At 62.8% G+C, this 11920-nt stretch carries 11 protein-coding genes; 5 read left to right on the plus strand and 6 right to left on the minus strand.

Annotated elements, in window-relative coordinates; translation table 11 throughout:
* Positions 1-229 precede the first annotated feature (229 nt).
* From repA to ACIQUG_RS25940, 4 genes are all read left to right on the plus strand, one after another.
* Entirely contained in the window at positions 230-1489 is a 1260-nt protein-coding gene (repA, locus tag ACIQUG_RS25925) for a plasmid partitioning protein RepA (RefSeq protein ID WP_402325009.1), read from the plus strand.
* Between the two features lie 5 nt (positions 1490-1494).
* The gene (gene repB, locus ACIQUG_RS25930; RefSeq protein WP_402325011.1) at positions 1495-2574 is read left to right on the plus strand and encodes a plasmid partitioning protein RepB; all 1080 of its coding nucleotides are present in this window, start codon (positions 1495-1497) and stop codon (positions 2572-2574) included.
* Between the two features lie 341 nt (positions 2575-2915).
* Positions 2916-5759, plus strand: a complete 2844-nt coding sequence (locus ACIQUG_RS25935; protein WP_402325012.1) for a DNA translocase FtsK — start codon at positions 2916-2918, stop codon at positions 5757-5759.
* Between the two features lie 158 nt (positions 5760-5917).
* The gene (locus tag ACIQUG_RS25940; RefSeq protein ID WP_402325013.1) at positions 5918-6595 is read left to right on the plus strand and encodes a DUF930 domain-containing protein; all 678 of its coding nucleotides are present in this window, start codon (positions 5918-5920) and stop codon (positions 6593-6595) included.
* Positions 6596-6672: 77 nt separating this feature from the next.
* Here the strand turns inward: ACIQUG_RS25940 and ACIQUG_RS25945 are convergent, their stop codons facing one another.
* The 6 genes from ACIQUG_RS25945 to ACIQUG_RS25970 all read right to left on the minus strand — a co-directional run bounded on the left by ACIQUG_RS25945 (position 6673) and on the right by ACIQUG_RS25970 (position 10737).
* Positions 6673-7551 (minus strand): SDR family NAD(P)-dependent oxidoreductase, encoded by an 879-nt coding sequence (locus ACIQUG_RS25945; protein ID WP_402325015.1) that lies wholly within the window; start codon positions 7549-7551, stop codon positions 6673-6675.
* Entirely contained in the window at positions 7548-8330 is a 783-nt protein-coding gene (locus tag ACIQUG_RS25950; protein WP_402325016.1) for a hypothetical protein, read from the minus strand. The genes ACIQUG_RS25945 and ACIQUG_RS25950 overlap by 4 nt, the downstream gene beginning before the upstream one ends.
* Before the next feature lie 10 nt (positions 8331-8340).
* The gene (locus tag ACIQUG_RS25955) at positions 8341-8928 is read right to left on the minus strand and encodes a protein-S-isoprenylcysteine O-methyltransferase (RefSeq protein WP_402325207.1); all 588 of its coding nucleotides are present in this window, start codon (positions 8926-8928) and stop codon (positions 8341-8343) included.
* A 186-nt stretch (positions 8929-9114) separates the two neighbouring features.
* A complete protein-coding gene (locus ACIQUG_RS25960) occupies positions 9115-9684 on the minus strand; it encodes a hypothetical protein (protein WP_402325018.1) in 570 nt (189 codons plus the stop codon).
* A gap of 144 nt (positions 9685-9828) precedes the next feature.
* Positions 9829-9960 carry an ABC transporter gene (locus tag ACIQUG_RS25965; RefSeq protein ID WP_082006004.1) on the minus strand — a complete coding sequence of 44 codons (132 nt, stop codon included), beginning with the start codon at positions 9958-9960 and terminating at the stop codon, positions 9829-9831.
* Positions 9961-10149: 189 nt separating this feature from the next.
* Positions 10150-10737, minus strand: coding sequence for a L,D-transpeptidase (locus ACIQUG_RS25970; protein ID WP_402325019.1), 588 nt, complete (start codon positions 10735-10737; stop codon positions 10150-10152).
* A gap of 336 nt (positions 10738-11073) precedes the next feature.
* Between ACIQUG_RS25970 and ACIQUG_RS25975 the strand changes: the two genes are divergently transcribed.
* Positions 11074-11829, plus strand: coding sequence for an SDR family NAD(P)-dependent oxidoreductase (locus ACIQUG_RS25975; protein ID WP_192450384.1), 756 nt, complete (start codon positions 11074-11076; stop codon positions 11827-11829).
* Positions 11830-11920 lie beyond the last annotated feature (91 nt).

An 11920-nucleotide genomic window follows, 5' to 3' on the forward strand; every position in this document is an offset into this window, starting at 1 on the left:
AAACGCCCGCGCCACCCCGCGGGCGTTTCGTTTTGTGGGCGTCCGGAACGCCTGCCCGTCAAGCGCACGCGCCTTTGATTGGTGCCCGACTCTTGACGCGAATCGCAAGCTCCGGCATCTCTGTTACGGAGTTTTCCGAATAAGTGCCAATTGGCCGTATTTGAATTGAATCTCTGTTAGCGCGATGGGGCGCCGTTGGGCCGCTGACGCGCGCAAGGAGTATGGCAGAATGAATATGACGGCAACCCAGGCAAGACAGGACGCAGGCCACGCCCAGGCCCGGCGCCCGGCCGACGAGGCAATCGCGGCGGATGCCCGCGCGCTTTCCGAACAGTTGAAGGCGATGCGCGAGCGCCTGTTCCCGCCGACAGCGATGAAGACGCTGCGCAGCTTCACCTCGGGCGAGGCGGCCAAGCTGATCGGCGTTTCCGACGGTTACCTGCGCCAGCTTTCGCTTGCCGGCGAGGGACCGCAGCCCGATACCGGGCTTGGTGGCCGCCGTTCCTATTCGCTCTCCGACATCAATGCGCTGCGCCGGCATCTGGCCGAACAGGCTCTTGCCAAGGGCAACGCCGCCAAGGCGCGCAGCTATCTGAAATGGCGCGATGCGGAAGCGGGTGAACATCTGCAGGTGATCTCGGTCACCAACTTCAAGGGCGGCTCCGGCAAGACGACCTCTTCGGTGCACATCGCGCAATATCTCGCCATGACCGGCCACCGGGTGCTTGCCGTCGACCTCGACCCGCAGGCGTCGCTCTCGGCCCTCTTCGGCTACCAGCCGGAGCTCGACCTTACCGGCAACGACACGCTCTATGGCGCGATCCGCTACGACGCCGAAGCGCGGCCGCTGAAGGACATCATCCGCAAGACCTATTTCGACGGTCTCGATCTGGTGCCCGGCAATCTCGAACTGCAGGAGTTCGAGCACACGACGCCGCAGGCTCTGGGCGCGCGCCAGAACGGCACGGACGCGGGGCCGCTGTTCTTCGCCCGCGTTCAGGCAGCGCTCGCCAGCGTCGCCGACGACTATGACGTCGTCATCATCGACTGCCCGCCGCAACTCGGTTACCTGACACTGTCGGCGCTGTGTGCCTCGACGTCCGTCGTCGTCACCGTGCATCCGCAGATGCTCGACGTCGCCTCGATGAACCAGTTCCTCTACATGACGTCGGATCTGCTCAGCGTCGTGCGCGAGGCCGGCGGCGAACTGAATTTCGACTTCCTGCGCTATCTCGTCACCCGCTTCGAGCCGAATGATGGGCCGCAGGCACAGATCGTCGGCTTCATGCGCTCGCTCTTCGGCGACCGCGTGCTGACGTCGGCCATGGTGAAATCGACGGCGGTTTCCGATGCCGGCCTGACGAAGCAGACGCTCTACGAGGTCGGGCGGGAGAACTTCACCCGCGCCACCTATGACCGCGCGATCGAATCGCTGAACGCCGTCAACGGAGAGATCGAAACGCTCATTCACGCGGCTTGGGGGCGCTGACCGATATGGCTGGCAACCGCAAAAACGAACTGCGCGCACTCTTTTCGGGCAATGTCGCCCCGGCGGCGCCTGCCGCAGAAGTGGACGACAAGGCGCCTGCCGCACCAAGCGTGCAGCCGGCAAAGCCGGTCGTCGTCCCTGCAGCCCAGGCCGACGTGCCGCGGGCGGCCTCCGGCGCGATCAAGGCCATGGGGCTTTCGCTCGGCAGTATCACCCGCGAGGCGGAAGAGGCGCGCGCACTGCGCGAGGCCCTGCACCAGGGCGAGCGCGTCGTCGAGCTTGATCCGGAACTGATCGACGCGTCCTTCGTCGGCGACCGCCTGACCGATGGCGAGACCGACGATCCGGAATTCCTGGCGCTCGCCGACAGCATTCGCGACAGTGGCCAGCAGTCGCCGATCCTGGTGCGCCCGCACCCGCAGAAGCAGGGCCGCTACCAGACGGCTTACGGCCATCGCCGCCTCAACGCCGTGCGCAGCCTCGGCATCAAGGTCAAGGCCATCGTCCGGCCGCTGACCGATGACGAGCTGGTGCTGGCGCAGGGCAAGGAAAACGCCGAGCGGCGCAACCTGTCCTTCATCGAGCGCGCCATGTTTGCGTCCGCTCTTGCCGACCGCGGTTTCGACCGCAAGGTGATCGGCGAGGCGCTCGCAGTGCAGAAGAGCGAGCTGTCGCGCCTGCTTCAGGTGGCAGAAGGCGTGCCGCCGGCGATCGCCCGCGCCATCGGCCCGGCGCCGAAAGTCGGCCGCGAACGCTGGATGGCCTTCGGCGCGCTGCTTGAGGATATGGCGACCGTGGAACTGGCGCAGGAAGAGTGCCGCTCGCGCCGCTTCCTCGAAGCCGAAAGCGACCAGCGGTTCCAGATCGTCTTCACCCGCCTGTCGCGCAAGCCGAAGCCGGATGCAGCGGCGACCAAGCCGGAAACGCTGGTCGACGCCGGCGGCCGCGCCTTTGCCAAGCTCAAGCGCGACGGCAAGAATGCCCGCATCGAGTTCTCGGCCGATGTCGATCCCGCCTTCATCGACGAGGTGGTCGAGCTGCTTGCCAGGCATCATGCGGTGTTTGCGTCCGGCCGCGAAGGCTGAGCGAAGCCTACGTCTTAGATACGTCCGATCGGGCCCGCGTGATGCGCTCACGCGGGCCCGATTCGTTTTCCCGCTGGAGCCGGTGGCGACCCACCGCGGGCATACCTTTGTGAGCGCCGATATCGCCTTCATCCAAGAAATATTTTTGCCCGTATGAGGGCGGCGACGGGATGTCGCGGCCGCCTTGGGACGTCGGGCCTTGCCGTTGCATCAAGCCCACAGAAAGACGGCAATCGACCGCCGAGTCCGGTTCGAAACGGGGCGTTGGAAGGGACTTGTTAACCTTCATTTCCTATCGCTTAGAAGGCCCCGCGGCGATGTCTCTAGCTCTTCCAGGACCCATGCGTATTCCCAGGACAAACTTCTCACAGGCTGCTTTGCATGATGCAAACCAGGCGGATTATTTCGATGGTCCGCAGGATGATGCGTTGAGCGGTATGCCCACCCATGAGGCGGACCCCGCCGACCCCTATCAGTTGTACGAGGCGCCGGCGGCGCCCCGCCGGCCGGCAAACCAGCAGGCCGAAACCGCGAGCCGTGCGACCCGCCTCTATGGGCAGGGTTCCGCCTACGCTCCTGCACAGGTGACGTCGACGATGAGCGAACCCTTGCCGACCCTCTCGGAGATTGCCGGCCACTACGGTGATTCCACCTGGGAGAGCCATTTCTTCCTGGCCCCGAACGTGCGCTTTACCCGCACGCCCGAGCGCGAATTCATGAAGCGGCGCGCGCCGCAGGTCGATGAAAACGAAACGGTTACCGAAGCCGAAGAGGCGATCGTCGCGGTGGCGGCGGAGCCTGCTCCGGTCGTCGTCGAGCCCGTCGCGACGGCTCCGGTCGAACCCGCGCCGATCGAAGCTTCGGCCGCTGCTGCTGACGAGGTGCTGCAGGCCGAGGTCGCGCTGCCGTCCTACAGCCCGTCCGAACTGCTGCGCATGCTGACCAACCAGTTACCGACCTGGACCGCGGCACAAAACACGATCGAGCCGGCCATGCTCGAGCGCGTCGAATCGCCGGCCGATGAGGGCGTGGCCCTCGCGCCGGTTCTGACGACGCCGATCGCCGTTTCCGCACCGGTCGCCGAAGTGACGCCGACGTCCGCTCCGACCTCAGCCGAAGCTGCCGTCGACCAGAGCGCTGCGCATTCCGTCTTCCTGTCGGATTTCGCCTTCTTCGAATTCGGCCCGGCCGACGATGCAGACGTTGCGGGCGCCGAAGCCGTGCATCCGAAGCCCTTTGTCGAGACGCCCGCGCCGGCTGCGATGACGCCTGTTATCACTCCCGTCGCCGTTGCGCCCGTTGCGGTCACGCCGCCAGCGCCCGTGCGCCCGGTTGAAATCCGCCGCGTGCCGCCGACGGCGATCACCTCGCTGTTCCGCGTCGTGGACGTTCGTGGGGCAAAGCCCGAGGATATGCCGGCATCGCAGCCGCTTGCCGACGTTGCCCCGGCTCCCGTTGCCGTGGCTGAAGAACCGGCGTCTGTCGCTGCCGCTGACATCATCGACGCCGAACCGGTCGAAATCGAACAGCCGGCGCCGGTCGCCACGAAGGCGGCGATCACCATGCCGGCGCAGGTGACCCGCGCGCCGAGCAACATGCCGGCCATCGGCAAGACCGACCGCGCGCCGAGCGCCGACGGCTACGAGTTCCCGTCCGAGGAGCTGCTGCAGGAAGCGCCTGTCGGCCAGGGCTTCTTCATGACGCAGGAGCAGCTGGAACAGAATGCCGGCCTGCTTGAAAGCGTGCTCGAAGACTTCGGCGTCAAGGGCGAGATCATCCATGTGCGTCCCGGCCCGGTCGTCACGCTCTATGAATTCGAGCCGGCACCCGGCGTGAAGTCATCGCGCGTCATCAACCTTGCCGACGATATCGCCCGCTCCATGTCGGCGCTTTCGGCCCGTGTCGCGGTCGTGCCCGGCCGCAACGTCATCGGTATCGAACTGCCGAATGCGACCCGCGAGACCGTCTATTTCCGCGAGCTGATCGAATCCGTCGATTTCCGCAAGACCGGCTACAAGCTGGCGCTTTGCCTCGGCAAGACGATCGGTGGCGAGCCAGTCATTGCCGAACTCGCGAAGATGCCGCATCTGCTTGTCGCCGGCACCACCGGCTCGGGCAAGTCGGTCGCGATCAACACCATGATCCTGTCGCTGCTCTATCGCTTGAGCCCGGATCAGTGCCGCTTGATCATGGTCGATCCTAAGATGCTCGAACTCTCCGTCTACGACGGTATCCCGCATCTGCTCACTCCCGTCGTTACCGACCCGAAGAAGGCGGTCATGGCGCTGAAGTGGGCCGTTCGCGAGATGGAAGACCGCTACCGCAAGATGTCGCGGCTCGGTGTGCGCAACATCGACGGCTACAACCAGCGCGCCGCCGCTGCCCGCGAAAAGGGCGAGCCGGTCATGTGCACGGTCCAGACCGGCTTTGAGAAGGGCACCGGCGAGCCGCTGTTCGAACAGCAGGAAATGGACCTGGCGCCGATGCCCTATATCGTCGTCATCGTCGACGAGATGGCCGACCTGATGATGGTCGCCGGCAAGGAGATCGAAGGCGCGATCCAGCGGCTGGCCCAGATGGCGCGCGCTGCCGGTATTCACCTGATCATGGCGACGCAGCGTCCCTCGGTCGACGTCATTACCGGCACGATCAAGGCGAACTTCCCGACCCGCATCTCGTTCCAGGTGACCTCGAAGATCGACAGCCGCACGATCCTCGGCGAACAGGGTGCCGAGCAGCTGCTCGGCCAGGGCGACATGCTGCACATGCAGGGCGGCGGGCGTATCGCCCGTGTCCACGGTCCGTTCGTCTCCGATCTGGAAGTTGAACACGTGGTCGCGCATCTGAAGACGCAAGGCCGCCCGGAATACCTCGACACCGTCACGGCGGAAGAAGAGGAAGAAGAGCCGCAGGAGGAGACCCCGGTCTTCGACAAGAGCGCGCTTGCGTCGGAAGACGGCAACGAACTCTACGACCAGGCGGTCAAGGTGGTGCTGCGCGACAAGAAGTGCTCAACTTCCTACATCCAGCGCCGCCTCGGCGTCGGCTACAATCGCGCGGCCTCGCTGGTCGAGCGCATGGAAAAGGAAGGCCTCGTCGGACCGGCAAACCATGTCGGCAAGCGCGAGATCATCTACGGCAACCGCGACCATATGAGCGCGCCCGACAACGACGACATGGATTGATACCGGTCGCAGGCGTCGCCCAAAACACGGATATCAAGCCGTCGCTGGCAGATTGTCGGCGGCGGCTTTTCTATTGTCGCGTTGCTGGTAGTGTCGCCTGCGCCAGGAGCGGCCGTGATGCTTCCGGCCCTGATATCGCGCATGGGATGATCTGATCGGTGCAGGCAGTAACGCATCGTCGCAATGAGACACCGATCTGGCCAAGCCTGACGCTTGCTCTCATCCTTCATGCTTTCGCCGCGCTGGCGCTTTTCCTCCTCCCGTCAACGAGGCCACCTGTTCCGATCCCGGACGAGGGGATCGCCGTTCAGATACTGGAATTGCCGCCCCCACGCCCTGAGGTGGTGCAGCCAGTTCTCGGATCGCAAAATGCCGTCGCACATTCCGTTGGGGAGACGGCGCCTGCTACGGAAAGAGCGACGCCGCCACAGGCTGCCCAGCCGATGGTGCAAGCGAAGCGGTTCTTCTCGGCGGCGATACTGGCCGATTCACGCAGCAGACAGGCGCTGGAAGGACTTTCGCAGCTTGCCGCCGATGAGCGGATCGTCCAGCTCTGCAATCTTGAGGCAATGGAGCAGGTTCATCGCTGGCGCGTCGACTTTAACCCCGACTTGCTCGTCGCCTACGCCACGTCGAATATCCGCCTGACGGGCCGGGACCTCCGCGCCGATGGCGCCGCCTTTCGCAGCAGGGGGCGTTGGTTCAACATCAAGTTTGGCTGCGCTGTTGCGCCGGATATCAAAAGCGTCGTGCGGTTCGACTTTCAGGTCGGCGATGAAATTCCCAAAAGCGAGTGGGAGGCACACTTCCTTCCTTCAGGCGCCGAAGCCCACTGAGCGTCGCCATGGCCAGGGTCCGCCTGCACTCGGCGCATTTTGGTCAGGTACCGGACGAGAACAGGCCGCGAAGGGGATCACGCCGGGGCCGGTCCGCCTTTGGCGTGGCCTGCGCGGCAGCAGTGCTTGAGTTGCTTGCCGGATCCGCAAGGGCAGGGGTCGTTTCCGCGCAGTTGCAGGCGACCGACAAGCGGCAGAAGTGCTGAGGAGGGAAGGAGGTTGGCGATCAAGATCGCCAGCCTGGCGGACATGCCGGGAATGACCAGCCGCCGCCGGGCCTTGAAACCGCGCCAGGCGCATCTTGCCACGTATTCCGGTGTGGCTTTCGGAAGCGCTTTGAACAAAGCCGCCCTGTTGGCGCCGGATTTTTCGAGGAATTCGGTCGACACCGGTCCCGGCGCAACGCAGGTCACGGTTACGCCCGTCTTTCGCGTCTCCTGGTAGAGCGCCTCGGAAAAGGAGCGAACGAAGGCTTTGCTCGCATAATACATCGCCATGTACGGGCCGGGCGTGAAACTGGCGACGGAGGCCAGGTTGATGATGCCGCCGCGACCGCGCGCGACCATGCCCGGCAACAGGTGCAAAGTCAGGGCCGCTAGCGCCCGTACATTGACGTCGATCATGCCAATCTGGTCGGCAATCGGCAAAGCGGTCGCCGCGCCGCGCAGGCCATAGCCGGCGCTGTTGACAAGAACGTCGCATGCGAGGTCTTCGCGCGCGAGAAATTCGTCGAGGATGCGCGTGGCATCTGGGGCGGCAAGATTGACTGGCAAGGAGAAAGCCTCGCCGCCCGCCTGGTTGATCGCAGCCTCCACGACGCGCAAGCCTTCGATGGACCGCGCGACCAGAACGACCGGCGCGCCGTCTCGCGCGGCAAGCTCGGCAATTGCTCTGCCGATGCCCCGGGACGCTCCGACGACGACAATGGCGGCTCGTGGTGATTGCTGCAATGTCATGCGGAAGGCTCCGGCGCAGCGATGGGCGCGTTGTCGGCTTTCGTAAGGCCCGTCACCTCGTCTGCGATCTCGCCGTTCAATATTTCCTCGAAACGCGCCAGGGCGCGCGCGACGTTGGCGCCGTCCATGACGCGGTGGTCATAGTGGATTCTCACGGTAACCGATCCGTCGTCACCGATCGGCCCATAGTTGAAGATGGTCGTCAGCGGCGTCAGCGGATTGAGCGATTCAGCACCCAGGCCGGAATAGACAGATAATTGGAAGGTGCCGAAGCGGTGGCCCCGTTGGCGCCCCATGTTCAGGCTGAGCCACATCAGCAGCCGCCGCAACGGCGCCGGCAGGCGCGCGATCTTCAACGCCCGCCGAAATTCCTTGATCTCGAGCACGGGACGGGAACGGGCCTCCTGGAGCAGGGCGCTCAATTCGGCAATGGATCGCCGTTCGGGTGTCTTGATCGTGCTGAGAAGAACGACGCGCTCGCCTTCGTACTCGCGCTCGTGCGCCACGGACGCGATGCTTCCGGGGTACTCATAGAGTTGCGGTCTCGGAAGCTTGACATAGGCCCGGCGGAAATCTGGCGTCTCCTGCGAGAGTAACCCGTAGCCCTTGAGAAACAACACCATCCACGAGGGCCGATCCGAGCGGCTTGCGCGGGCTTTGTGCAACGCACTGATGTCCATCTGCCGCTGCACCGTGACCCGAGGCACGCCGATGGAAAATCGCATCAGATCGCCGACGAGGCGTCGTGCGGCGGAAAGCTTGATCGGTCGGCCCCGCATAGTGCCACCTCTAGTAGATATAGGGTATAATTCGCTTCGTCCTGTCCATGTATTCGCGATATTCGGGCCCGAAGAATTCCAGCATCAGGCGCTCCTCCTTGCCCACGCGCAGGAAGAAAAGAACAGCGAATCCAACAAGCCCCGCAACTCCGACCACCCAGTTCGACAGCAGCAGCATCTGGCCGAGGCCCATAAGCAGGAAGCTCGTATACATCGGGTGGCGGACGGTGGCGTAAGGGCCGGTGCTGATCAGCTTGTGTTTTTCGCGGATTTCCAGCGAAATGGACCAGTTGCGGCCAAGTTCCTTGTGCGTTCGACGGAAGGTCCAGATCGCCGCGGCGAACACAAATGCCCCAAGTCCGACCAGCCATGGTTGGGCGACGTAGTCGGCAAACCTCGGAATTCCTGTCGCGACATAGAGTGCTGGCACAATGGCAAGGCCGAGCGAAGCAGCAGCCAGGCCAATCGTATCGGTCGTCGATCGACGGTTGCTCATCACCCGCACACGCCTTGCACGGCGTTCGAACGGGTAACGGACGACATACCAGGCAATGATGCCCACGACCCAGACGATTTCGCCGATGGAAGCGGCAGACATGTTCACGTTGGCTCACCCAAGCTCTTTTGTGCGGATGCTGGTCCGCAGGTGGCAATCACGCACGAGACTGCCATGCGTCGCTCGGACCTGACAAGGCAATAAAACCGCAGCGGCCGAGACCGCCGTTGACGGGCGATGGAGGCGCTTCCTTGTGCCTGGTCAGGTGTGGCGTGGTGTGCTTGCCCGCTAGCCGCCGTTCATCTCACGCAGCCGCGTGATGAATTGCTGCGGCCTCAGCCAGATGCCAGGTGTCTTGTAACCCATGGAGCGCGCGATGTCGGCGACGAAAGCGTTGCAGTTGTAGATCGACGCCTGCCAGAAGCGGGCTTCGGATTTGAGCTTTCGGATCTTGGCAACGACGTCGCGGTATTGCGCCTCCGTCAACATGACGCGCCAGCTCGCCGACCTGTACTGTTCTTCGAGGTCGCCGTCGCTGGCGCCAGTTTCGGCCGGGACCGGCAGAAGGTGGCCAATAACATAGGGAGCTGTATCGCTTGTCGCGGGTGCAAGTCCCGCAACTTCCGGATTGACCATTGCTCCGGACTTGCTGAGCTGGCCGAAGATTACATAGGAGTGCCCGTAACTGAGCGCATAACGAGAGCGGAACTCGATGAAGTAGCCCTGATTGCTCTGTTGCGACGTGCCCGCATAGCTTGAGACAAACCGCGGCTGTGGGCCCTTATCTTGCGATTGACACGCCGTGAGCGCCAGTGTGGCCAATACGGCGAACGAAATAAGACCTCGTGAACGCATCATTCCTGCGCCATCTTTCCCGAATTCTGATGAGCACGCGAGAATGCCACCTAAGGCTTTCGGTCCGCGCGCCCCTACGAGTGGCCGGGCTGGCCACGATCAGATAGGGCGGGGAGGACGATGGTCCTCCCCGAACCAAGGTCAGAGTTATTTGTAAACGGGCGCCGGTTCTGCGGCCACCGGTGGTGGGGCCTTGCCTTTGCCTTTGCCGATGGTTCCGCACGCCGCGAGGCTGGCGACGGAAAGCAACGCAACTGTAACGATTAGGATTCTGCTCATCAATATGTCCTTTCCTCTGTGGTCGGAATGGTTATTCGAAGGCAACGCTTACAGTATTAGTAGCAATTCACGATTCGGCCTAGTGCGGAAAGAGCACACTCCCTGTCCGCTTTATCCTTACCAAAATCCAAACTGTGTTTCGGAACATTCCCGCCCTACTCCAATACGGAAGAGAGATAGAGTACGCTATCAAATGATCAATACCGGAGTTCCAATTGGTGTCCGTGCGTAGAGATCGACTATATCATCATTGGTTAGACGTATGCAGCCGTTTGAAACGGCCTGGCCTATAGTCCATGGTGCATTCGTGCCGTGGAGCCGGAACTTGGTGTCCTGTCCATTGCGATAAAGGTATAGAGCCGACGCGCCCAAAGGGTTGTGAGGGCCGCCTGTAACGCCGCCGGCGTATTGCGCCAGTTCCGGCTTGCGTCGGATCATGCTTGCGGTGGGCGTCCATGACGGCCACTCGGCCTTGCGGCCGACGACGGCTCGCCCTTTGAGTGTGAGCCCTTCCTCTCCGACGCCGATTCCGTAACGCATCGCCCATCCGCCGTTTTCGATCGAATAGAGGTAGCGTTGCGATGTATCGACGAGAATTGTCCCGGCCGGTTCCTTGCCGTCATACCGGACGTGTCTCTTTCGGTAGCGGGGATCCACACCCGGTGTGCCACCGTACAGCGATGGGAACGAAACGCCCTGCCAGCTTGAACTGCACCCGGCCAGCAAGCCAAGGCTGCTGATAAACAGGGCTCTCCGAGTAATGCGCTGATTGTCCATCTTTACCTGCTGAGAAAAATGGTACACCCCGACTCGCTTTTAGCATTACAATATTTGCCGGCAAAGTTCCGATCAGTCAAACTAAACCCTGCGTCAGCCTATGCGGTCGGAACAGGAGATATTTTTGCACGTTCCGCGGGAAAGTCTGCGCAAGAGTGATGTATTCGTGCGGACGAATCTGAATCGTGCTCGGAAATCTCATTAAAACTGCTGGTGATTTTCACGGCTTTCTGTGGACGGTGGGTCGATAAATCTGTGCTGCGCATCAAATGCATGAAATGATTTGCGACATCGCACACACTCGGTTGGTCGAGCGTGACAACTGGAAATGACGGTATGAATTTAGGCTTCACTGGCAAAGTCGCTGTGGTGACCGGCGCCGGTTCGGGAATCGGCGCGGCCGTATGCCGGCAACTCGCGGCCGAGGGCGCGGAAGTCATTGCTGCCGATGTCGATGCCGACGCAGTGCGCCTCGTCGTCGAAGATATTTGCGCGAATGGAGGCAAGGCCCATCACGTCGCGCTTGATGTCGCCGATTCTGCCGCCGTCGAAAAGCTGGTGAACTACGCCGTTCAGACCTGTGGTGGCCTGCATCTCGCAGTCAACAATGCCGGGATCGACGGCGTGCGCAAGGCAACCGCCGACTATCCAATCGACAGCTGGCACGCGCTGATGGACGTCAACCTTCACGGCGTTTTCTATTGTATGAAATACGAGATCGCGGCCATGGCGGCGCAGGGTGGCGGAGCGATCGTAAACACGACGTCCATTCTCGGTTCGGTCGCTCTGCCGACAGCCGCCGCCTACACGGCGGCCAAGCACGCAGTGGTCGGGCTGACGAAGGCCGCTGCGATCGAGTACGCCCGTAGCGGTATCCGCATCAATGCGGTGGCGCCCGGCTGGATCGACACGCCGCTATCGGGCGAAAATGCCGACGTGTCCAGCAGCCGGCGCATGATGTCGCTGCAGCCGATGGGACGCCGTGGCACGCCGCAGGAAGTGGCGGCCCTGATCTGTTTCCTGTTGTCGGAACAGGCAAGCTTCATCACGGGAAGCGTTCACCTCGTCGATGGCGCCTACACCGCTCACTAGCGGGCCGCGCACGCACCGTTCCAATCCCCTCCCGTTGTTCAAGGTACGAAGACGCGCGTCCGGCGTCGCGTAGCGTTTGCTGTGTGGTAGG

This window comes from Ensifer sp. NPDC090286 (genome assembly GCF_044769565.1).
Taxonomy (GTDB): domain Bacteria; phylum Pseudomonadota; class Alphaproteobacteria; order Rhizobiales; family Rhizobiaceae; genus Ensifer.